The sequence below is a fragment of the Candidatus Nomurabacteria bacterium genome, assembly GCA_023898625.1.
Lineage (GTDB): Bacteria > Patescibacteriota > Saccharimonadia > Saccharimonadales > JAGQNJ01 > HK-STAS-PATE-36.
The window spans coordinates 277,337-299,487 of the sequence record CP060231.1 but is presented as its reverse complement, the minus strand read 5'-3'; the positions used below and the strand labels follow the sequence as shown (position 1 = coordinate 299,487).

Below are 22,151 nucleotides of genomic sequence, written 5' to 3'. Positions count from 1 at the left end.
CCTCATGGTCACCCCCAGCGATCTTAGCTCACCGACGCCTCATGAAAGGAGGCTTGTTGGTGAACTTCTGAGGCGAAGCCTCATGGTAGCGGTCAGGGTTGGCCACCACCAAGTTCCGTCCGTTGGACGGATGGTTCTTGCGTGAACGAGCTCGCTCACGCTCCTGATGGAGTTGAGCCGATTGCTCGACCAACTGCAACACGATCACACGCATGACCTCGCTCTGAAGCGAGTGGTTCACGAATGTGAACGATATCCACCTTCCGGTGTCCCGGAAAGATTCGATCTCACGTGAGAAGAACTCGCGCGAGCCGTATACCTCGTACATGGCGGGGAGCCAGGTACGAACGACGGCCGATGGCAGGTGCGCCATCGCAACGCCGTTGGTGTAGGAGAACTTGATATCTCCTACTTCGATGGCTTCGCCATCTACCTTGATTGTCTCCATCATACTCCTTGTTAGTCGGGAAATGGGACAATTCATTTAAACACAAATATCAAAAAATGTCAATACCAAACAATTGCTTCTAAGTCACATTTGTTGTATAATTGTACATGATGAGTAGTTTTGATGAATCCCGTAATTTTGAGCTAGGCCCTGATAGTCCAGTGTTTGTTGATCTCGTAGATCAGCTGGGCTTTGTTGTTGATGATGCTTTTAATGACTCACTTAGAAGCTACCGGGCAGATAAACCCCAAAAATCTGTCGTTGATCTGGTGCAGATTGACACTCACTCTTTAGTTGACGAGAAGTTATTCAGTGTTCTTTTGACAGAAAGTGGCGGGAAGCCAGATTATGGTGTAGAGAAAATCAGGGTTTTGGCAAGAATGAACGATGAGTATAGTTCTGTTAGAGAAGCTGTAGCTTCGCTCTTAGAGGATTATTCAACATTACCGTATAAAACGGATAGTTATTTTGTGGCGCATCAGAGCAAGTCAGGAGAGTGGCGATATAGCCGTATTGACGAACAAGGCATTCATGCATGGCTCCCTAACCTCAGCGACTTACATTCAGAAGTAGAATATTCTTTAGATGATATTGACATAATGTCTGCTATTGAAGAGGCAACAATGCAATCAAGCACAACCCAAGATAGAGTAAGCAAAAGACAGCTCCGACAACTAGATAGAGCTTACGCTGAAGAACTCATAATAAAACTTGACGAGTGGGCGATAGTCCCACAGAACTAGCGAGGGTATTATGAGCGAGATGTTACATCAGAAGCCAGAAGATTATTTGCTTGATACACTGTATAACTTTCAAGCATATCGCGAAATAAGAGGCGTTGAGCTTGAGCCGGCTGTTATTAACACTGATTTGTACGAAGAGTGCTCAGTGTTTACTGATAATAATAGTGGTGACAGAATTGTTATAACTGGACTACCAGCAGATACTAATGATTTTACGGGGGCTGGAGTTTGGTTATCAAATCCAGACCAAGGTGTTGAGATTTGTACAGATCAATGGCAGGTTAGCCCAAAAGATGTGGTTTTTTGGATAGATAATGCAGTCAAAGTGACGTATTTTAACCCACGTACTGGCACTAGGGTTCCTGGGTTTTCTGCTCAGCAATTAGCAGAACGTCTAGATTTTCCAAGAGTATACCCGATTCCACAGTCTGAGCAAGATCCAAGAATGATTCCAACCCAGATTGAATATTTAAGTACTCCCCAAACAAATACGTACACTCTAGCATCAAGGATTTTTGATATTGACCTAGAAACCAAGCATCGATTGATTGCTCGCAGATATGGTGTTATTGACTATGATGTAGGGGAGTCAACAACATTCGATATTGCAATTCACGAAACATTACCCAGCGAAGATTCGCCGAGAACTGATGAGTTTGATAGGGAATTTATTCTCGATATTAACCTAGGGAAAAAGTTGGTTTTAAATGTTGTTCCGTGGGGCAAAGAAGAGATTGGTTTAGTTGGTAGCGACTACAAGATACGTGTCGTTCGTGAGGGTATGTTGGTTAGTGCCCTGCAGGATGGTCGTGAGATTATGTGTATTCCAACCAATGCTACCAAACAGTTTATAGATAGTATCTTACATTCTTCAATCCAAAATCAATCCGATGCTTGACAGCTAAATTAGCAATCGGCTATAGTGAGTGCTGAAAGTTAGCACTCTAATAGCATAAGTGCTAACTGCAACTGAAAATCTAGTATAAGGAGGATAAGATGACAAATAAAATTCAACCAATGGAAGATTACGTGGTTGTTCAAGCGGAAGAAACAAAAACTACAACAACAAGCGGATTATATATTCCTGATTCTGCTCAAGAAAAGCCAAAGACTGCTAAGGTTGTTGCGGTTGGATCTGATGTTAAGGGCGTCAAGGTTGGCGACAAGATTATATACAAGAATGAGTATGAAGCGACAACAGTTAAGTTTGGTGCTGATGAATACACTGTAGTTTACAAAAAGAATATTATCGCAATTGTTAAATAAGACAAGAAGGGGAGAATTAACAAATGGCAAAAAAAGTTTTTTATGATGAAGATGCTCGTCGACGAGTTCTAGAGGGTGCGCGAATTTTATACGAAGCAGTTAAAACTACTATGGGACCAAAAGGTCGAAATGTAGTGATTAGTAAGTCTTATGGCAACCCTACTGTTACACATGATGGAGTAACTGTTGCCAAAGGTGTAGAGATTGAAGATAAAGACGACGAGACTTTAGGCTACAAGGTTGGCGCTGAGCTTATCAAGCAAGCTGCAAATAAAATGAATGATGTGGCTGGTGACGGAACAACAACGGTAACTGTCTTGACATATCATATCCTTAGCGAGGCAAATAAATTAATTGCCGCGGGTCACAATCCAATGTTGCTCAGAAAAGGCCTAGAGTCAGCGTCTCAAGATGTAATTGCCAAGTTAAGTGGTCTAAGTGAAGATATTAAGAGCAACAAGAAACGGGTCGCCGAAGTCGCCACTATTAGCGCTGGTGATAGTGAAATTGGTAGTTTGATCGCTGATGTTATCGAAAAGGTTGGTAAAGATGGAGTTGTGACAGTTGAAGAAGGTCAGAGCCTAGAGCTTGAAAGTGAAGTTGTAGAAGGCTTTACTTTCGATAAGGGCTATGTAAGTGCCTTAATGGTCACTGATACGACTCGCATGGAGGCAGTATACGACAAGCCAGCAATCGTAATTACCGACAAGAAGATTAGTTCTGTGCAAGAATTTCTTCCGTTACTAGAAAAGCTTGCTCAAGCTGGGAAAAAGGATCTTGTAATTATCGCAGAGGATGTTGAGGGCGAGGTATTAGGAACCCTTGTACTCAATAAATTAAAGGGAGTACTAAATACAGTCGCCGTCAAAGCACCAAGCTTTGGTGATCGACGCAAAGATGTTTTGCAGGATATTGCAATACTAACTGGTGGTGTGGTAATCAGCGAAGAACAAGGTATGACATTCGAAAACGTTGAGCTTGATGTTGTCGGAACTGCTCGTAAAATTATTGTCACAAAGGATGAAACAACAATTATTGAAGGTGCAGGACGAGCAACAGATGTAAAACAAAGAATTACCCAGATTGTTGGACAGGCCGATAATGCTAGTAGTGAGTACGACAAAGAGCAGTTGGATAAACGACGTGCTTCATTGCAAGGTAAAGTAGCGGTAATTAAGGTTGGTGGTGCAACAGAGACAGAGATTGAGGAGAAGAAGTTCCGTGTTGATGATGCAGTTGCAGCCACAAAGGCGGCACTTGAAGAAGGCATCGTACCTGGAGGTGGAGTAACACTGGTGAATCTAGCAGAAACCATCAAAATTGGTGGTCATGATTCAAGTTCTGCTGGCGCTCAACTTCTAAAGAGTGCTTTAGAACAGCCATTCAGAATCTTGATGCTTAACTCTGCAATCAACCCAGATGAGTGGTTGCCACAAGTCAAAAAAGCAAAAGCAGGCCAAGGTGTCAATGTGAATAGCCCAAGTAAATTAGTAGACCTTAAATCTAATGGGGTTGTTGACCCAACAAGGGTAACAAAAGAGGCAATTCAAAATGCTGTTTCGATTGCCGGAACAAGTATGACCATGGGTGCTTTAGTTGTTGATGTACCAGAAAAAGAGTCTCCAATGCCAGCGGGTGGTGGAATGGGTATGGGTGGTGGAATGGGGATGATGTAATCGTCGAGTAGTTGTTCTGCCTAAAAAACGCTCTAGTTTAATCTCTAGGGTGTTTTTGTTTGCAGAATGTTTTATTGCGGGTGCAGTAAGGGGCGTTATTTGACTATGCGCGTGGGCCACCTTGGCCATATTCGGGTGGTTCATCTCCGTCTTTTGGGTCTTCACCATCTAATAGTGCGATACCATTAGGGCTTATCTCAGGTAATGGGCGATTAGCAATATCCTTGATAGACTCCTGGCGTTCTTTTAAATCTTGCTGTCGCATCTCTTCAAGAGCTTGTGCTTCTTCTGGAGTAGTCGCTTGAGTGACCAGATCAGCATATGCGTCTTCTGTTGGTTTGGGTAGATTTTCTTCGTTCATTGTTTGGTTCCTGTGTATTTTAGCTTGCAGTATTGCTAGTGTATCAAAATACTTAAGCTTTGTCAATGTCTTCTATATTGTCAGGTATCGGTTCTTGCTCAATGAAATAGGCTAAGTTTGCCAACATGCCCAACTGGCCGTCTATTTTACCGACAAGTCGGTTCATATCCGGATCGTTAACATCAATGACCTTATCATTATTAGGATCGAAAAATCTACGTTTTAACTCGCCTTGGTCTCCCATAACCGAGCGTCGTTGATTATTATAAAAATCAACAAGTTCCTCTCTAGAGAAATGTTCTTTTGGCATAGCTATATTATAACATAAAAATTGACAAAAGCACAATATACTATATCAAGTTATTGACTAAATAATCAAAAAGCAGTAAAATATGGTTATCTAAGGAGACTGATATGGTTAAAATGCCATGGAATCGCAACAGAACACGACCTGTTGCTTCGCAAATACCAGCAGAAGTTGAAGAGTATTATCAAGCAGAACACAAGGAACGACGTGGTATAGCTTGGTTATTGATGCTAGTTGCACTTACCATAACCCTGTTAATTGCTGTTGTTATATTCTTTGGCGGAAGGTGGGTTTATCAAAAAGTATTTAATAAGAATACTGTCGATAGCTCCAGCCAATCAGTTCCAAATGAGCAAGTCGGCTCTAGCCCAAGTAATAACTCCCAGCAAAGCCAAGGCGACCAAAATGTTAACCAGAACAACCAAAATTCTGGTAACGATGGCGGTACTACAGCAAACTCGTCAACATCAACTAGCCCTCAAAATAATGCAGGTGTTTCAAGTAGCCAACAGAATACACATAGCTCCACGACAACACCAGTAACAGGTCCAGAAACTCCAGAAATTCCTAGAACTGGTGCTACTGAGGAGTAGATTATTCCTCAGTTTTGTGAGTGAAGTAGTTAATTTCGTTGACAATATCTAGTAACGCTTGTGCGCGCTTTTTTTCGTCTGAGATATCTTTAGCCGATTCGTATGCTTTTGGTATTAGGTCTTTGTCATCAGATGCCTGTATCATCATCATAGTAGTTTTAAACTTCTCTTCTGCATTTTGGTCTAGATGATTAATTAATGGAGTAAGATCTTGCAGAGCTTGGCGTTTAATATTTGCCAAATCGTCTGTTGTGGTCTGTGTGTTGGTAATCGAGTTTTGAGCATAAGCTGGCGGTGTTGAGTACGGGTCATCTACTGGCGAGAAGGCTGTTGAAGATGATGGGGTATTGTTAGTAGATTCTGGGGAAATACTCTCCTTTGGTTCATCAGTGACGCTAATTGTTGGAGTGTCTGGGATTGGCGGTGTTGATGATGGTTGTACTGTGGGCGTTGATACTGACTGAGACCCTGAAACGGTAGAACTTACCACATCGTCGTTATCATCATCAATGCCGAGTAGTCCATTATTTACTGGTTTATTGCTGATTGGAGGGTTTGCTCCCTCATCTTTATTATTGCCTTGCCCAAACATGTCACCCCCTACTTGATTACTCACATAATAGTTTATACTACATATAGTAGCAAAATATTGTTATAAGCAAAAGAATTTTCTAGGAGGCGTACGTGTTAGATGACCTGAAGTATATTCATCAAAGAGATAAAAGTGATGCGCTAGGCATAGCACAAAATCAAACAGACCAATATTTACATAATTTTGGATTTAGTTGGAATCCCTCAAAAACAATACATGAAGTTATAGTGGCTGGTATGGGGGGGTCAGGTCTTGCTAGCAAAGCTTATGCAAATACAAGCAGTATTAATGTTCCGTTCGCTACACTTCAAGATTACGAGCTACCAGACAGGGTGAATGAAAATACTTTGTTGATATGTTCAAGCTATTCAGGAAACACAGAAGAAGTGATAAGCGTTTTTCAACAAGCATTTGGTGAACAATTTGCTGACTCCCGGCCTATGGTGGTGGCTATATCATCTGGCGGTAAGCTTGAGGAGTTGGCTATACAAAACAATGTACCTCACCTCAAACTACCAATTGGATATCAACCACGATTTACTTTTGGCTATCAGTATAGAGCTTTAGCTGAGGTGATGGCATCAACGTCATTAGTAGATGGCGAAATAAGTGCTATTGAAAGGAGCTCCAAAAATCTACCAACACATATTGAAGGCTGGTTACCACAAGTACCAACTAGTAGAAATCTAGCAAAACAAATCGTACTTGATGTTGTTGGTAAATCCCCGGTGGTTTATTCTAGCACCAAATTGTTTCCAGGAGCATATAAATGGAAGATTAGCTTTAATGAAAATGCAAAAAACATTGCCTGGTGTAACCAGTTTCCTGAGTTTAATCACAACGAGTTTCTTGGGTGGTCTAGTCATCCAATTCAAAAACCATATGCCCCAGTTTTTTTGGTTTCAGATTTTGATCATCCTCGGATAAAAAAGCGATTTTCGCTAACAAGTAAACTTCTTTCTGGTAAAATGCCTACTCCGATAGTTGTTAATGTTTTGGGAGAGACGCCTATAGAGAGGTTATTTTTTACTGTAGCATTAGGTGACTTTGTAAGTTTGTATCTTGCTTTGTTAAATAATATTGACCCCACACCCGTGGAACTAATAGAAAAACTTAAAAATGAACTCAATTAACTATGAAATTACGTACTCCAGAAGATATAAAAAAGCTTGGTGTGATTCTTGGTGTCTGGGCTCATCCGGATGATGAAACTTTCTCTTCTGGTGGTATTTTGGCGAATGCCATAGCTAATGGCCAAAGAGTAGTTTGCTTAACAGCCACTAGTGGCGAGCAGGGTGTTCAAGATGAGCTAAAATGGCCAAGGTCAAAGCTTGCAGAAATTCGTAAAGCAGAGCATGACGAGGCTTATAAAATTCTAGGAATTACCGAGCATCATTGGCTTGGATATAAAGATGGGCTTTGTAAATCAAACAACCTTGTCGCGATCGAGACCATACGACAATTTATTAACAAAATACAACCAGATACTATATTAACTTTCGGTGCTGATGGCCTAACCGGTCACACCGACCATCAAGCAGTTCATAAATGGGTTACCAAAGCTAATATTAGTGCAGAGAAAAAAGCAAAAATATATCAAGCAGTTATAACAACTGAGCAATACGAAGCGTCGCTAATTAGGCTCGATGAACGTCTTAACTTCTTTTTTAATATCGATCATCCGAAGCTAAAAAAAGAAAAAGATTGTGACATTTGCCTTAATCTTGACAAAGAATTATTCGATATAAAGTATCGTGCACTGCAGGCAATGCCGTCACAAACTCAGAAGATGATGGATATCTTTGATAGAGGTACATTAGTTAGTGCTTTTTCTACCGAAGCTTTTATTAAATACAATTCTTAAATCGTAGGAGAATCTGTTTTGGGCGAGCTGTTAAGACCATAAATATGTACAAATAATTATTCGTAGCGTAGTGCTTCTATGGGGTCGAGTTTACTAGCCCGACGTGCTGGTAACGTGCCCGCAACAAATGATATAGCAACTATTACCAAAATAATGCCTATCATTGGAAGGGAAGGGAAAGAAAATAAGCTGAGCCCATCAAAATCTTTAAATAAAGTTTCCGAAGCGATACTACTGCCAATGCGACCCACAATATTTGCTACACCTAAGGCAACGAGTGCACCCCAAAAACCAATCAAGATGGCCTCAAAACTAAACAAGGCAAAGATTTTTAATTTTCTCATGCCCAAAGCCTTCATTAGTCCTATTTCTTTGGTTCGCTCAGCTACTGCCATCATCAAGGTGTTGATAATACCAAAAGTAGCTGCCACTAGAGCGATTCCGGCAAAAATATTAAGGAAGGTTGTTATGGCGCTAATAATACTTGTTATGATGCCTAATTGATCGTCCAGGGTTTTTGCATCAAACCCCTTTTTGGATAGATTTGCTTTAAGGTCATTAATTTGTTGATCAGTAAAACTATTATCAAACTTGGCGAATGCAATCATGTATTGATCTTTTTGAAACTCTGGGATCCCTTGAGTCATAGCATCATTTGCTTGTTTAGCAAAAGAGATGTTGCTAGTTACCTGACTACCATTAATGATACTGGTTTCTTGGATTCCCACAATTGTTGCATCTAAAGTGAATTGTTTGCCAAGGGCGTTCTTGAAGCCAAAAGTCAATTTTTTATTCAATGCATCTTCTGGTGACTCAAAACCAAGAGCCGACACATATTCTGTAGGTATGGTGACCTCACGCTCTTTGCCCGTAACATTAACTCTACGGCCACTAGATACAGGATAGTTTACTCCTTCAGTAGTTTGCATTACTGTAGTATTCCATTTTTTGTCACCCGTAGTCATGTATTCGGCTTGAATATTGTACAGAGGTACAACCGACTTTATCCCTGGCTCCGATTTTATAGTGGCAAGATCCTCTGATGTTAGCAATGCTTGCCCAAATTGACCAGTAGGACGAGCGTCTGGGTTGTATTCCGTTGGTTTGGCGTTGGCGATGGGGTTTTCGTTGGTTTGGCTTTTTGCTGAAATCAGCAAAACATCCTTGGCTCCAACCGCATCAACCTGTTTGTCAACATATGTTTTTAGCCCGGCTCCGACACCGTTGGTCAGCATTAAGGTTAAACCCCCGATAAAAACAGCAGAAATTGTCAAAAAAGTCCGTAATTTACTTTTAGCTAAGTTTGAATTTGCGGTTAGTATGATGTCCCAAATTCGCATTACTTTTCGTCTTTCTTAATCAAGCCATCTTTTATATAAACCCGCTTATTGCATTTCTTTGCCAAATCATCATCATGCGTAACGATTATTAGTGTGATGCCATGCTCTTTATTAAGTTTAAACAAAATATCTTCAACTTGTGCGCCGGTTACGCTATCAAGGTTACCCGTTGGTTCGTCTGCAAAGAGAACGTCAGGCCTATTTATTAAAGCTCTAGCAATGCAGACGCGCTGCTTCTGTCCTCCACTTAAGTTTTTTGCACGGTTTTTTGCTTTATCTTTCAAATCAACCTGAGCTAATGTCTCTAGAGCAAGTTTTTGTCGTTCTTTTTTTCCTACGCCTGCAATTTTTAACGGTAACGCAACATTATCTATAACTGTATCATTGGCATTCATAAAGAATTGCTGGAACACAAAACCAAATCGTTCATTCCGCAATCTATCTAGTTCGGCAGGCTTAAGTTTGTTTACGTTTTTACCTTCGAATAGATAAGTTCCAGATGTAGGACGGTCCAAGCAGGCAAGAATATGCATTAATGTAGATTTGCCAGAGCCACTCTTCCCAATAATTGCTAAACTATCACCCTTGTTTATGGTAAGCGATACACCTTTGAGTGCCTTGAATGAATTCTCTTTTTTGCCATAAACTTTAGAAAGATTTTTCACGGATATTAATGATGAGTTTGTTGTTTGCACATTAAAGAGTGTATCAGATAAACGCATTACATGCTTTAAATTGGTTTATCTTTTAGTCCTAGTAAGTAGCCGACATAACTAGAAACTAGATGCAAACCGAACCATACTAATAGCACTGTAACATTTTGCAGGGGAGTAAGAGTTATTACTAGCGACGATAGCAGTATTCCACCGATTATGTAGTCTATTTGATCAAAGGGAAACCATGCTTCACCAGAAGGAATCCGAAGTTGACGCTTAAAAAAACTTTCAATGGCGTCGCCCAACAAGGCACCAATGCCAAGTAAAATTCCTAAACCTATAGGTAAACTTGCATAATCCAGCTTAATCAAACTACTAATCAAATCATTATGTATGTAAAGGTACTTTTGTAGCCAAAAAACTAGGCTGGCAAGTATTACGCCAAAGCAAAAGCCTCTCCATGTTTTGTTGTCTCCTAATATTCGTTTTCCTTTGAATGATTTTCCAAAATCTAGGGGAGTTTTCCATTTACGTAGATAAGGGATTCTTTTGGCAAAAACAGGCGTGGCGTTTGCTATGCCAGCGGGTGCAAAAAACCATAAAGCAAGGATGATAATATCAATCAAGGCTTGAGTCTCTTTCTTATACGATTTATCTTTGGATAAAGTAAGGTTTTGAGTGGCGGTCGCACCATTGAATAGTGTGCGGTTCGAAGTAGTGTAGGAAGATTATTTTTAGTTGGTTTATGGGATATCTGGGAATACACAGAAGCCATTCCTTTTTCTCCGTGAGCATCACTGCTGGCGGCACAAGGTATGTTGTTTAGCCTGGCAAATGTCGTGGCCTCCGGTCCCTTATTTTGAAAAACAGCTCGCCCATTGTATATCTCGATAATATCAATTTGATCCATAATTTTCTCTAGTGTTGCTTTTGAAATTCCATGTCTAACTGTCTCAAATGGGTGAGGGATATATACCAAGCCTCCTTGCTGTTTTATGGCACGAGCAGTTTTAGTTGCTGACATGCCTGGCGTAACGGCTTTCTTGAGGTACAAACCAATTATCTCCCCGTCTTTACTATCTATTTCTTCGCCCACTATAATTGCTTCACCGAGCATACTTTTTAGCTCTGCGGCTAGCTCAATGGTATTGTGGTCTGTTATGGCTATATAATCCAGTTTGTCGTCTTCAATAAATTGACGGTATTGCGATGGAGTTAGTCCACCATCTTTAGAGGCAATTGAGTGGGTGTGGAGGTCAACCTTATACATCATCTACTTTGTTTACTACTAAAGAAAAACGCTGATAAATGGTCACTAAAGATAGTATAGCAACTACGAGCACAGCTTGCTTTAAGTAGCCACTTAACAGACCAATTACTAGCGTAAACATGCGTACGTCATATGTCATTATTCCGTTTCGGAAGGTTGTATTTGTTTCGTGTGAGCTTGCTTTATTTGATTTCTTTGATACAACTTCACCCCACGCATTAATGTAACTGACTATTATCGATAACCCACACGCAATAACCACCCAAACTGTATAAAAAATCTCACCAGAGGTGACTAGCGCGTATGCAATTCCAGCATATATAACAACTTCTTTAATCCGGTCGGTAATGGAGTCAAGCAACATACCTTTCTTGGAGGCACTACCCTGAATACGTGCAAGTGAGCCGTCTATGGCATCTAATAAGCCAAAGATTACCAATAGTATGCCCGACCATATAAAAACTTGATTTGCTATTAGCCACGCTACGAGAAAATGACCCAGTAAGCCCAGTATTGTAATCATATTTGGAGTAACGCGCCCTCGGGATAGCCTATTGATTATTGATGCCATGGAATTCATTACACGGCGAACTTGTTGTCGAGTTTGATCAATTAGATTATTCATGGATTCCATTATACCTGTTAAAATGTAAATACATGAAGCGTATGTGGTCCGCAAAGGCACAAAGAGATGTTCTGAGTACTTTGTTGGTTTCAAGTTGTGTTAGTCTGGTTTTGCTAATCATTAGGATATTAGCTTCTGAAAGTTGGAGATTATGGTTTTTGTCGTGGAATCTGTTTTTAGCCTGGATACCCTTATTACTAGCCGTTTGGCTTAAGTTTCTGACCGATAGAAGAAAAATCCCAACCTGGAAAGAGGTTGCTGTCGGGTTATTATGGTTGTTATTTTTGCCTAATAGTTTTTACTTAATGACTGATTTGATACACCTTCAGAGCAGTGGTGAGGTTAGTTTATTGTATGATACAGCATTAATTATATCCTTTGTGATTAACGGATTGCTTCTTGGCTATATTAGTCTGTACATTGTCCATACTTTAATCAAAAAGTATGTCTCTGAATATACTGCCTATTGGTTAGCGCAGTTAGCGCTTTTGTTGTCTGGGTTTGCGATTTATTTAGGAAGATACTTACGCTGGAATACTTGGGATGTCGTTATCAATCCTATGGGATTAATTTTTGATGTATCCGATCGAATTATTAATCCAGGGTCGTATACGCTGACGTTTGTAGTGACAGGGGTTTTTTACGTGTTATTAGGCTCTACCTACGCTGTTATCTATCATCTAATAGAAATTATTCGTAGTAACTAGACAAATTTATCTGTTATACTACCTCTGTTATGGACAGACTCCAAGATATTTTCCAGAAAACAATAGCCAGTATATATAACGTTGATAAAGAAGTTATTTTTACAAGAACAGATAACGATTTTGGCGATTTCTCTACAAATGTTGCCATGTTACTTGCCAAAGAACTGAAGGATAACCCTCGTCAAATTGCTCAAAACATAGTCGATTCTATAGATGAGGCAAAGGGTATTAGAAATATTGAGGTTGCTGGCCCAGGATTCATTAACCTAAGAGTTAGTGACGAGATTCTTGTTGATATGATTCTTGTTCCAAAAAGTGATGAAAATACCCAAACTGTGGTGATTGAGACTAACAATCCTAATCCGTTTAAGTCGATGCATATTGGGCACGGTTTTAACTGTGTGCTTGCAGACACAATTGCTAACCTACTGGAATCTTCTGGGGCAAATACACATAGAGTTAGTTACCATGGCGATGTTGGTCTGCACGTTGGAAAAAGCATGTATAGTTTACTTAAGTTTGTAGAGGGTGATCCTTCAAAGCTAGACACTATTCCAGTAAATGAACGCAACCGTTTCATGTCTCAGATGTATGCCCAAGGATCGAAAGTATATAAAAATGACGATTCGGCCAAGAAAGAGATTGACGGGCTGGCCAAACAGTCGTTTATACTTGACGACCCTATTTATAAGAAGGTCTATGAAACTTGTAGGGAATGGAGTTTTGAGCAGATAGATGATTTGGTAGCACGACTTGGAAACAAACCAACAGAAAGACGCTATCTGGAGAGTCAAGCCGATAACTTAGGAGTAGAGACTGTTAGGCAACATGTCGGAGATGTTTTTATTGAAAGTGAAGGTGCGATAATGTTTCCAGGATCTAAATACGGTTCATTCGATAATGTTTTTGTTGGCAGTAATGGATCTGGATTATATGGTGCCCGCGACTTAGGGCTAATGCAACTGAAGAATCGAGACTATCATCCCGAAAAAAGCTATATTGTAACCGCTGAAGAACAAAGAGATTATTTTAAAGGTGTTATCAAGGCTTCGGAATTGTGTCTGCCTAATTTACAGAACACAACTGTAAATATTCCAACAGGAACAGTTAAGTTAACTTCAGGAAAAATGAGCTCCCGGGATGGTGATGTGCTAGAAGTTGAGTGGCTATTTAATCAGATAAAGCAGGCGCTAGAGTCGCACAGTAGTAATGATGAAGCAATAATAACGGGCGCAATAAGATATCAATTTTTAAAAGTTAAAATTGGCAATGATGTAGTCTTTGATATTCAAGGCGCAACACAATTACAAGGTAATACCGGCCCATACCTTCAATATTCTTATGCACGAGCCTATTCTATACTAAGCAAAATAAACGAACCTACAGATACTATGCTTATTGATTTGGAGTCTAACGAACATATTTTGTTGCATAAAATAAGTGAATACAACGAAATTTTAGAAAAGGCACAAAAGGATCTTTCGCCACATATACTAGCAAACTATACATACGAGCTTACGCAGAGTTTCAATAGTTTTTACGAAAAAAATAGGGTGATTGGCGACGAAAGAGAAGATCAAAGAGTAAAATTGATTGGCTTGTATACTAGAACACTTAAAAAATGTTTAGACATTCTAGGAATTCCAGTATTAGAAAAAATGTAGACAAACACAAGTTTTTGCTATACTGAAAGCATAACAATTATCAAGGAGTCTAATCTTTATGGATATTTTATTCGACTATATTTATCAAATTAATTGGTTTACGGTTGTAATCGCCTCGTGCGTTGGCATGCTTATATCAGCGGTTTGGTACTCTGATGCTTTTTTTGGTCAGGTTTGGAGAAAGTCAATCGGGCTAAAGAAAAAAGATATCGAAAACCCAAAAACAGACGTTGGGCTTATTATCGCATTTATAACTTTGCTGATTATGACAGCGGCAACTGCAGTTTTGATAGATGTCTTAAAAATTTCTGGGGCATGGAGTGGGCTATTGTTTGGTTTGCTGGTAGGTTTTGGGCTCCTTGCTACAAATAATGGTATGCATAAGCTATACGAGCAACGCCCGTTCTCTTTATTTGTAGTTACTGCTGTGGGTGATATATTGACGATGTCAGCAATAGGTGTTATACTAGCTCTTTGGAAATAGGAGATTTTCTAATATGGCGAAGGCGCCAAAGAAGAGCGGAGTAAAAGTTACAAAAAAAGTTACCAAAAAGGTTAAGTCGTCTGCCAAATCTGAGTTGGAAGGTTTTGTAGATTTTATTCGTACGCAAGGAATAATTGGGTTAGCGATTGGTTTTGTAATGGGTACTCAGGCCAAGCAACTGATTGATCAGATGTCTAGGAGTTTTATAGATCCGATACTGGGATTACTGATTGGTGGCAGTAAAAGTTTAAGCGAAAAATCGGTATACGTTCAAATTAATTCTCGTTCAGCATCTTTTGCGTGGGGGGCATTTGTGTATGCTGTGATTAATTTTTTAATAATTGCCGGAGTTATCTACTTTACTTTTAAGTGGTTACATCTTGATAAGCTCGATAAAAAGAAAAGCTAACATATTTGTTAGTTGTTAAATTAACCATTAGATTTTTTTAGTCATAAGGTCTATATTTTAAGTAAATGCGTTACTATGGCAATGTTACTAGATCTCAGCAGAAAAGATCAAGGAAATATAGATGGTTGTTTTTGGTGATAATCATAATAGTTGTTCTTTTAGTATGTTTATTCTTCTATGAAAGTAGGAAAAATAATAAAAGTGCAACAGAGGGGAGCAATGGAGTAAACGCCAATAATCAAGCAACTGAGCAGATTCACGATTTTGATACCGTAAAGGCAAAATATTTATTCAGCGGCACGGTTGTTCCAGCAAGGGCAGTAGAAAATGAGGCTCGTAAATCTGATGGAAGTATTGATTATAATCAACCATTCAGCAAACTAGATACATTTAATCCGTCTCAGTACGATGCCTGGACCATAGACAACGAGTGTCCTATAACGGACGCGAATATACCATATCGTCAACAAGTTACTAATACCGTTTTTAATTGCCGTCCTGAATTTTTGCCTGCCATGAAAAAATACTTTACAGTTTTAAATTTTGCAAACAACCATGTTTACGATCAGGGTAGCGACAAGTTTCCGCAAATGCAGAAGTATGCTCAAGATGCCGGGTTTCAATTTCTTGGTAATCAAAATCCGGCCGAAACAAAAGATGTATGTGAGGTTATGTCTATGAAGGTGCATCTTAATAAGAAAGATGGATCAAGTACAGAGGGTTCTTTACCGATAGCTTTTTGTGCGTGGCATTATTTTGAAAGACAGCCCTATCCAGGGGAGTTTGATGTCATGAAGAAATACGCAGATATCATGCCGGTGGTGGGGTTGATGCAGGTTGGTCAAGAATATGTTGCTAAAGCCGGATCTGATCAAGAATTTGTAGGTAGATCGATAATTGATGGAGGCGCAGAGTTTGTTATCGGAAATAGTCCTCATTGGGTACAAAACAGCGATGTATACAAAAATAAGCTGATATTTTATTCAACAGGAAATTTTATCTTTGATCAACTAGACAAGGAAACTAATCGTGGAGCCTCAATTGAGGTGAATATGAAGATTAAGTATGACGAAAATGTCGCGAAATGGCTGACTTTAGGAGATAGATGTAAAACACATTACGACGACTGCTTAAAACTTGCACAAGACTTAAAGCTCAAAAAGATCAAACCGACTTTTACTTATGGCTTGGTTGCAAGTACAACTGGGTATAAACAGCTAACCCAGAAGGCTGACTCGGTCACTCAACAAGAAGTTGAAGAGCGTGCAAATTGGCAAGAAACATTAAAGAAGTTAGGGCAAAGGTAATTATGGTTATGGGCAAATATCGAGTTATAATGGTCAATAATGATTAATAAGAAACTTAAACCAACAAAACTTCTCTGGATGGATCTGGAAATGACCGGTCTAGACTGTAAGAATGATGTTATTTTAGAAGTCGCTGCCGAAATAACAGATTTTGATTTTAAGACTTTGGCTACTTATGAAGCTTGCATAAAACAACCCAAAGACGTGGTAGTAAGTCGAATGCAGGCAAATCCATGGTGGCAAAATTATCCTGAAAACAGAGATCAGTTTGTGAATAATTTAGAAAAGGGCAAGGAATTGGCAGATACAGAATCCGAATTGATAGGAATTATTGAAGAACAGTTTGGCGATGAACCAGCAGTATTGGCTGGAAATTCAATATATAACGACAGGTTATTTATTAAACAATGGATGCCCACATTAGACCTTAAGCTTCATTACAGAATGCTTGATGTCAGTTCATGGAAGGTGTTAATGCAGGGGAAGTTTGGCAAGGAATACACCAAACCTGAAATTCATCGCGCATTTGAAGACACGCAAGGCTCAATTGCTGAGCTTCAATATTATCTGGACTGGTTTAAAAAGCAAAAATAAAAACATACAGCACAACAAAGTTGCAATATGTGCTTAGGTATAGTACAATATTTGGATATATTGTATGAGGATTCATAGTGCCTGAAATTGATCGTTATAGAGGTTTGCATTTAGATGAAGAGTCAGTTCATGACGCTCTCAATGTAAGTATTGAAAGGATCCGACGCCTGAATAATATACCGGTTAATGACCCAGAACTATGGCGAGATGCCGAAGACAGATCTTATAAAGCTATCCACGAATTTGCGAATTATTATGGAATTGGTCACGATGATGTAGGACTCAAACAGCGCCAATTACTTGCAATATATATAGATAAATCAATTAGAAATGATGTAAATCCACTCAATATTCTTAATGCTCATGAATTGTTGCATATCGCCGAAACAGATTCGGAATCTATAGATTATAGTATGGTTGTATCACCCGAGTATAAAACAAGATTTAATTGGGTGATATCCACCAATCCACATACGTATACCGAAACAATTAGTGACCACGATATGAGAGAGCTATCAGAAGGAAGTAGTTTATCTCGATCTAATTTTCTGGGCGCACAACAAAATCAAGAATTTATTCTTAGGAGGTTTCGATTAGTAGAGAAGCTTAGGGGGTTTTTTTCAAAATCTGAACATGCCCCTACATCTTCACGGAGCAATAAGTTAAAAAGAGATAGATTAATAGTTAAGGGTATTGCCTCGATTGCCTTAATTGGTGTAGTAATGTTCGGTGTAAGTAAAGGGCTATCAGAGGACGAACAACAAGCAAGTAAAGAAGAATCGAACATAACTACGGTAATAAACCAACAAGAAGCAACTACACAAGAACGTAAATCAATATCAACCACTCAAAACGATAGGCCAATGGAACAGAAAGCGACCGCTCAGGTTAATTCTGATAACATGCAGAATACGGAGCAATCCAATAATTTACCACAAAAAAATAACCCAACAGAAAACAGCCAAGTATTTGCTGTCGTTGAGCAAGAGCTTTCTGTCCAAAAAGGAGATAACTTATGGAGATTATTGCAAAATAATTTTGCATATTTAAATATAGAAAAGCATGAGTTAAATAGGCGTATAGGGATGATTATGCCAGAAATATCTAAAGCTAATCCTAATATCAGAGACTTAAATGTATTATACAGCGGACAAAAGATAATTATAAACCAGGAAGCTATTGATATAATGTTGAAGGCCTAGATGCAGTAAGTTAATGAAGAAAATATCGTGGACCATAAATCTATAGAAGAATATTTATTATCAAAGCCTGATTCGATACTTGACTATCCATTTGGAAAAGGGGTGGCAGTCTATAAAACAAATAGTAAAATGTTTGCTTTAATAGCAGAAGGGAGTAGCCCAGTTAGGATAAGTCTTAAGTGTGATCCTAAATTGTCAGAAGTTTTAAGAGAAAAATACGAATCTGTTATGCCAGGATATCATCTAAATAAGAAGCACTGGAACACGGTTATCTTAAGCGGACAACTACCGTGGGATGATATAAAAGGTCTAATTGATCTAAGTTATAATCTGGTTAATAAAACTAAGTAGTTTCTACTTTGAAGGAGCAAGAGGGTTTTTTGGATCCCATTCTTTTATGATAGGTTCTGGTTCAGCCTCTAGCGCATTTAATATATTCTGATATGCTACACTTTCTGCTGGGCTAATATGCTTGTCGGCGTCAAGCACGCTATTCGCAATTTTGGTCACCAGATCTTTAAACAATAGTGCAGAGCTTTGATCCTGTAATTTAAGTAGAGCAACAGAGTTAGTAATTGCCCTAAGTAATTGTGGCTCAATACCTTCGGATGTATCTCTTGCGTATTCTGGAATTGGAGACCTATAGTTATCAAAATCAAGTAAGTCATCAATGAGATCAGAGTTTGCGTTATCAGCAAAATTTTTAATGACTTGTTTCGTAATGAAACTATCCTTAAGATCTTCAAAGAATCCTGGATGTGAAAGGATTATGTATCTTGACGACTCTTTAATGCTCATCTGCATATCTATCCATTGGGGTGTGGTGAAATTTTCTCTTCCAATCATTGAGAAGCTCTAGTGTTATCTTTAAGAATCAGGGTGACGTTGTCGTTACTTTGTTTAATAACTTCTTTACCTTTGGGGCCAACACTGCCGTATTGTGCTTCTAGTGATTTTTGATACTCTGCAAGTTTTTCGGTAATAATTTGAGTGAACACTTCATCATAACGACCATTACTAGAGGCAGCGGTAAGTTCTTGATCAGTTTTCTTGTCTGTTAATAATACAAGTTCTTTATCCTTTACTTTGCGTTTTTGTTTTGCAAGATAATTAATTAAGCTGTTTTGATCTGATTTCATAGTCATTGACGTTACTACAGCTAGCTTTTTTGCTTTTTCGCCACCAGCTTTTGTGGTACCAGCACCAGCGATACGAATAATCTCATTTTGTTGTTGGGCAATCTTTACTAATGATTCTGTTGAGCTGTCTTTCGATCCAAAAATACTAAAAATAACTACAAGCAACAATACAACTAATGTAACAACGCCTAGTCCTATAATTAGCATTTTTAGCTTCGGGTTATTTGGCAGTAAACTTTTCTTTGGTGGTGTTTGAGGGTTCATAATAAAATCAAACTGCTGACTATCTAAGTTTTCAGAAGTAGGTTGAGTTTGTGGAGCTTGTACTTCAGTTTGTACTACCTGCTGAGAAGGTTGGCTATTTTGCGTTTGTCCAAGCTGTGGATTTGGCTGAAATTGATTACTAGGATCCATAACACTAATCATACCAAAGCATGAGCATATCAACCAGATTAATGTCTAGTCTAATGTTTATTATTAGGATGACTTCTAATTGTTTATGTTATAGAATAAATATATTAGCTAACAGGGGGTGTTATGTCTAAAACAAGAAAGAAACAAACCGCAGATAAATCTGTATACTTTTGGGCCTTGGCCAGAATTACATTAGGATTTACCTTTTTGTGGGCATTTTTTGATAAATTATTGGGCTTGGGATTTGCTACATGTCGAGACAAAAAGACAGATATCGTTGTGTATATGTGTGAAAAAACATGGATAAATGGAGCATCACCAACCGAGGGCTTTCTGAAGTTCGGAACAAAAGGCCCTTTATCTGATGTTTTTCAGGCAATGGCCGGAAATTCATTAATCGATTTTTTATTCATGACGGGCTTATTTCTTATCGGTTTGTCTCTAATACTCGGTGTTGGTATGAGAATAGCAACAATCAGCGGTGCTATATTATTGATGTTGATGTGGCTGGCAACCCTATTTCCAGAGAATAATCCGTTTGTTGATGAACATGTTATTTATTCTATTGTGCTACTCGGCTTATTATATTCAAACAACCGTCAGGTGTGGGGCTTTCGTAAATGGTGGATACGACAGAATATAGTTAAGCAATTTCCGATACTAGAATAAGACGGTTAATACATAAACAGGAGATTAGGTGAGAGTGATAAAACACAAATCAAAACGGGATACAGAACAAATAATGCGTTTTGGATTGATAAATCTATGAAGGTTGTGGTAGTAGGGGCCGGTTTTGCTGGAATTCGTACAGCGCTAAGTTTAGCTAACAAGAAAAATATTGAAGTTAAACTAATATCTACAGAAAGTTATTTTGAATATCGTCCAGCGCTTTATCGTTCGGCCACAGGGCATTCCCCACTGGAGGTAGCTATACCTTTGCGCGATTTTTTTGGCTATGCACAGAATGTTGAAGTCGTTAAAGATATCATTGTTGACTTGGACAACAAAAGCAGTCAAGTTATTGGAGAAAGTGGTTCAGTATATACTTATGATAGGCTAATACTTTCACTGGGCAACGTAACAGAATTTTTTAATATCAAAGGTCTAAAACAGTTCGCTTATGGGGTAAAAAGCATCCATGAAGCGTTGAGATTGAAGCGCCACATCCATGAACAGTTGATGGACCCAAAAACAGAGAAGAATTATGTGGTTATTGGAGCGGGGGCTACAGGCGTGGAGCTGAGTGCTGAATTGAAAACATACATAAAGAAGATTCGAAAAAAACATAAAGTACGCCCAACATTTAATATTGAGTTAATAGAAGCAAGCCCCAGAGTTTTATCGACCATGACAAAAAGGTATTCCAAAAAAGTTAAAACCAGATTGCGTCATATGGGCATAAAAATTCACACAAAGACAGCAGTTAAGACTGAGACAATAGAGGGAATACAACTTCCTAATGGATCTATTGAATCCAAAACTGTTGTCTGGACTGCTGGTGTTGCAAATAATCCATTCTTCAAGAAATTCCCAAAGGTCTTTTCGTATGGCAGAGCAGGTAGAGTAGTGGTAGATGAATATTTAATGGCTACAAAGAACATCTTTGTGATAGGAGACTGCGCAGATACACAGTATAGCGGTATGGCACAAACAGCAATACACGATGCGAAATTTGTCGCAAACAATATAATTCGTGAACAAAAAAACAAACAACTAATCAAATATAAGCCCAAAAAACCTGTTTATGCTGTTCCGGTAGGTAAGTATTGGGCTGCAGTATCGTGGCATGGAGTAGAAATATATGGATTAATTGGTTGGATTTTAAGGCGCTTGGCTGATCTGAAGGTTTATCTATCCTTTTTGCCGATACCTAAAGCGCTAAGTGTTTGGCGTAGTGGTTTTCTTGACGAAGAGACTTGCCCTATTTGTAAGGTATAATATAAGGAGATGGATAAAGTGTTTCAACAGCCCAAAAAATGGATTTTAAATAACCTAGTCTTCATTAGCTGGATTGTGGCTCTGGGAGCAGTAATTGGCAGTATGGGATTGAGTGAGATACTAAATCTTAAGCCCTGCGCATTGTGCTGGTATCAAAGAATATTTATGTTTCCGTTAGCATTCGTATTGGGTGTTGGTGTCTATCGTAAAGATGACAACTCGGCTTACTATGCACTACCTCTAAGCATAATTGGTATGGTGATAGCCTTTTATCATACATTACTGCAATGGGGAATAATTAAAGAGGTAATTACTACCTGTTCGATCGATAGTTCTTGTGCTGAGCCGCAAATTAACTGGTTCGGATTTATCACAATTCCTTTTATGTCGTTTTTGGCGTTCACGACACTAACAATCATATTATCTGTTCATATTCGGTTATTACGAAAATCTTCGAACTCTAAGAAAAGAAAAACTGCAGAAAAAGGCAAAACAGGTATTGACAAATAAAAGTACTTGTGCTAATATAAAGTGGTCAATATAAAACAAAAA

At 38.8% G+C, this 22,151-nt stretch carries 29 protein-coding genes; 18 read left to right on the top strand and 11 right to left on the bottom strand.

Translation table 11 applies throughout. From position 1 onward, the window contains the following. Nucleotides 1-28: 28 nt before the first annotated feature. On the bottom strand, nt 29-451 hold the full coding sequence (locus H6793_01570) for a hypothetical protein (GenBank protein USN95834.1): 423 nt from the start codon (nt 449-451) through the stop codon (nt 29-31). 104 nt (nt 452-555) lie between these two features. On the opposite strand from H6793_01570, the gene H6793_01565 reads away from it, so the two are divergent. The 4 genes from H6793_01565 to groL all read left to right on the top strand — a co-directional run bounded on the left by H6793_01565 (nt 556) and on the right by groL (nt 4,133). Next, on the top strand, nt 556-1,191 hold the full coding sequence (locus tag H6793_01565) for a hypothetical protein (GenBank protein ID USN95833.1): 636 nt from the start codon (nt 556-558) through the stop codon (nt 1,189-1,191). A 10-nt stretch (nt 1,192-1,201) separates the two neighbouring features. After that, nucleotides 1,202-2,089, top strand: coding sequence for a hypothetical protein (locus H6793_01560; GenBank protein USN95832.1), 888 nt, complete (start codon nt 1,202-1,204; stop codon nt 2,087-2,089). A 98-nt stretch (nt 2,090-2,187) separates the two neighbouring features. Beyond that, on the top strand, nt 2,188-2,457 hold the full coding sequence (locus H6793_01555; GenBank protein ID USN95831.1) for a co-chaperone GroES: 270 nt from the start codon (nt 2,188-2,190) through the stop codon (nt 2,455-2,457). A gap of 23 nt (nt 2,458-2,480) precedes the next feature. After that, nucleotides 2,481-4,133, top strand: a complete 1,653-nt coding sequence (gene groL, locus H6793_01550; protein USN95830.1) for a chaperonin GroEL — start codon at nt 2,481-2,483, stop codon at nt 4,131-4,133. A 103-nt stretch (nt 4,134-4,236) separates the two neighbouring features. Here groL and H6793_01545 read toward each other — a convergent pair whose 3' ends face one another. Both H6793_01545 and H6793_01540 read right to left on the bottom strand, forming a co-directional pair. Then, nucleotides 4,237-4,494 (bottom strand): hypothetical protein, encoded by a 258-nt coding sequence (locus H6793_01545; protein ID USN95829.1) that lies wholly within the window; start codon nt 4,492-4,494, stop codon nt 4,237-4,239. A 52-nt stretch (nt 4,495-4,546) separates the two neighbouring features. Further along, on the bottom strand, nt 4,547-4,804 hold the full coding sequence (locus H6793_01540) for a hypothetical protein (protein USN95828.1): 258 nt from the start codon (nt 4,802-4,804) through the stop codon (nt 4,547-4,549). Between the two features lie 104 nt (nt 4,805-4,908). On the opposite strand from H6793_01540, the gene H6793_01535 reads away from it, so the two are divergent. After that, nucleotides 4,909-5,394 carry a hypothetical protein gene (locus H6793_01535; GenBank protein USN95827.1) on the top strand — a complete coding sequence of 162 codons (486 nt, stop codon included), beginning with the start codon at nt 4,909-4,911 and terminating at the stop codon, nt 5,392-5,394. Nucleotide 5,395: 1 nt separating this feature from the next. Here H6793_01535 and H6793_01530 read toward each other — a convergent pair whose 3' ends face one another. Beyond that, nucleotides 5,396-6,010, bottom strand: coding sequence for a hypothetical protein (locus tag H6793_01530; GenBank protein ID USN95826.1), 615 nt, complete (start codon nt 6,008-6,010; stop codon nt 5,396-5,398). A gap of 68 nt (nt 6,011-6,078) precedes the next feature. Here H6793_01530 and H6793_01525 point away from each other — a divergent pair, with 68 nt between their 5' ends. Further along, a complete protein-coding gene (locus H6793_01525) occupies nt 6,079-7,119 on the top strand; it encodes a bifunctional phosphoglucose/phosphomannose isomerase (GenBank protein USN95825.1) in 1,041 nt (346 codons plus the stop codon). A 2-nt stretch (nt 7,120-7,121) separates the two neighbouring features. Continuing rightward, a complete protein-coding gene (locus H6793_01520; GenBank protein ID USN95824.1) occupies nt 7,122-7,850 on the top strand; it encodes a PIG-L family deacetylase in 729 nt (242 codons plus the stop codon). 56 nt (nt 7,851-7,906) lie between these two features. Here H6793_01520 and H6793_01515 read toward each other — a convergent pair whose 3' ends face one another. Genes H6793_01515 through H6793_01495 form a run of 5 tightly spaced genes read right to left on the bottom strand, consistent with a single transcriptional unit; the run spans nt 7,907 to nt 11,741 of the window. Further along, a complete protein-coding gene (locus H6793_01515; protein ID USN95823.1) occupies nt 7,907-9,190 on the bottom strand; it encodes an ABC transporter permease in 1,284 nt (427 codons plus the stop codon). After that, complete coding sequence (locus H6793_01510; GenBank protein USN95822.1) at nt 9,190-9,912, bottom strand: ABC transporter ATP-binding protein; 723 nt, start codon at nt 9,910-9,912, stop codon at nt 9,190-9,192. Before H6793_01510 ends, H6793_01515 begins: the two co-directional genes overlap by 1 nt. Nucleotides 9,913-9,920: 8 nt before the next feature. After that, a complete protein-coding gene (locus H6793_01505; protein ID USN95821.1) occupies nt 9,921-10,472 on the bottom strand; it encodes a CDP-archaeol synthase in 552 nt (183 codons plus the stop codon). Beyond that, nucleotides 10,469-11,119, bottom strand: a complete 651-nt coding sequence (locus H6793_01500) for a PHP domain-containing protein (protein ID USN95820.1) — start codon at nt 11,117-11,119, stop codon at nt 10,469-10,471. The genes H6793_01505 and H6793_01500 overlap by 4 nt, the downstream gene beginning before the upstream one ends. Continuing rightward, nucleotides 11,109-11,741, bottom strand: coding sequence for a CDP-alcohol phosphatidyltransferase family protein (locus H6793_01495; protein ID USN95819.1), 633 nt, complete (start codon nt 11,739-11,741; stop codon nt 11,109-11,111). The genes H6793_01500 and H6793_01495 overlap by 11 nt, the downstream gene beginning before the upstream one ends. 32 nt (nt 11,742-11,773) lie before the next feature. Here H6793_01495 and H6793_01490 point away from each other — a divergent pair, with 32 nt between their 5' ends. The 8 genes from H6793_01490 (at nt 11,774) to H6793_01455 (ending at nt 18,459) form a co-directional block, all read left to right on the top strand. Continuing rightward, nucleotides 11,774-12,448, top strand: coding sequence for a DUF1361 domain-containing protein (locus tag H6793_01490; protein USN95818.1), 675 nt, complete (start codon nt 11,774-11,776; stop codon nt 12,446-12,448). A gap of 29 nt (nt 12,449-12,477) precedes the next feature. After that, a complete protein-coding gene (argS, locus tag H6793_01485; GenBank protein ID USN95817.1) occupies nt 12,478-14,112 on the top strand; it encodes an arginine--tRNA ligase in 1,635 nt (544 codons plus the stop codon). 58 nt (nt 14,113-14,170) lie between these two features. Beyond that, a complete protein-coding gene (locus H6793_01480) occupies nt 14,171-14,596 on the top strand; it encodes a DUF1761 domain-containing protein (protein ID USN95816.1) in 426 nt (141 codons plus the stop codon). A gap of 13 nt (nt 14,597-14,609) precedes the next feature. Then, the gene (locus H6793_01475; protein ID USN95815.1) at nt 14,610-15,005 is read left to right on the top strand and encodes an MscL family protein; all 396 of its coding nucleotides are present in this window, start codon (nt 14,610-14,612) and stop codon (nt 15,003-15,005) included. A 65-nt stretch (nt 15,006-15,070) separates the two neighbouring features. After that, complete coding sequence (locus tag H6793_01470) at nt 15,071-16,312, top strand: CapA family protein (protein ID USN95814.1); 1,242 nt, start codon at nt 15,071-15,073, stop codon at nt 16,310-16,312. 39 nt (nt 16,313-16,351) lie between these two features. Next, nucleotides 16,352-16,906: an oligoribonuclease gene (gene orn, locus H6793_01465; GenBank protein USN95813.1), complete on the top strand. Its 555-nt coding sequence runs from the start codon at nt 16,352-16,354 to the stop codon at nt 16,904-16,906. A gap of 77 nt (nt 16,907-16,983) precedes the next feature. Then, nucleotides 16,984-18,108, top strand: a complete 1,125-nt coding sequence (locus H6793_01460; protein USN95812.1) for a LysM peptidoglycan-binding domain-containing protein — start codon at nt 16,984-16,986, stop codon at nt 18,106-18,108. Between the two features lie 27 nt (nt 18,109-18,135). Beyond that, entirely contained in the window at nt 18,136-18,459 is a 324-nt protein-coding gene (locus H6793_01455) for an MmcQ/YjbR family DNA-binding protein (protein USN95811.1), read from the top strand. A gap of 3 nt (nt 18,460-18,462) precedes the next feature. On the opposite strand, the gene H6793_01450 is transcribed toward H6793_01455, so the two are convergent. Together H6793_01450 and H6793_01445 are read right to left on the bottom strand one after the other, a co-directional pair. Then, nucleotides 18,463-18,954, bottom strand: coding sequence for a hypothetical protein (locus H6793_01450; GenBank protein ID USN95810.1), 492 nt, complete (start codon nt 18,952-18,954; stop codon nt 18,463-18,465). Beyond that, the gene (locus tag H6793_01445; protein USN95809.1) at nt 18,951-19,661 is read right to left on the bottom strand and encodes a hypothetical protein; all 711 of its coding nucleotides are present in this window, start codon (nt 19,659-19,661) and stop codon (nt 18,951-18,953) included. The genes H6793_01450 and H6793_01445 overlap by 4 nt, the downstream gene beginning before the upstream one ends. Nucleotides 19,662-19,784: 123 nt before the next feature. Here H6793_01445 and H6793_01440 point away from each other — a divergent pair, with 123 nt between their 5' ends. The 3 genes from H6793_01440 (at nt 19,785) to H6793_01430 (ending at nt 22,109) form a co-directional block, all read left to right on the top strand. Next, on the top strand, nt 19,785-20,330 hold the full coding sequence (locus H6793_01440) for a hypothetical protein (protein USN95808.1): 546 nt from the start codon (nt 19,785-19,787) through the stop codon (nt 20,328-20,330). A 96-nt stretch (nt 20,331-20,426) separates the two neighbouring features. Next, nucleotides 20,427-21,599, top strand: a complete 1,173-nt coding sequence (locus H6793_01435; protein USN95807.1) for an NAD(P)/FAD-dependent oxidoreductase — start codon at nt 20,427-20,429, stop codon at nt 21,597-21,599. A gap of 9 nt (nt 21,600-21,608) precedes the next feature. Beyond that, a complete protein-coding gene (locus H6793_01430; protein ID USN95806.1) occupies nt 21,609-22,109 on the top strand; it encodes a disulfide bond formation protein B in 501 nt (166 codons plus the stop codon). Nucleotides 22,110-22,151: the final 42 nt, after the last annotated feature.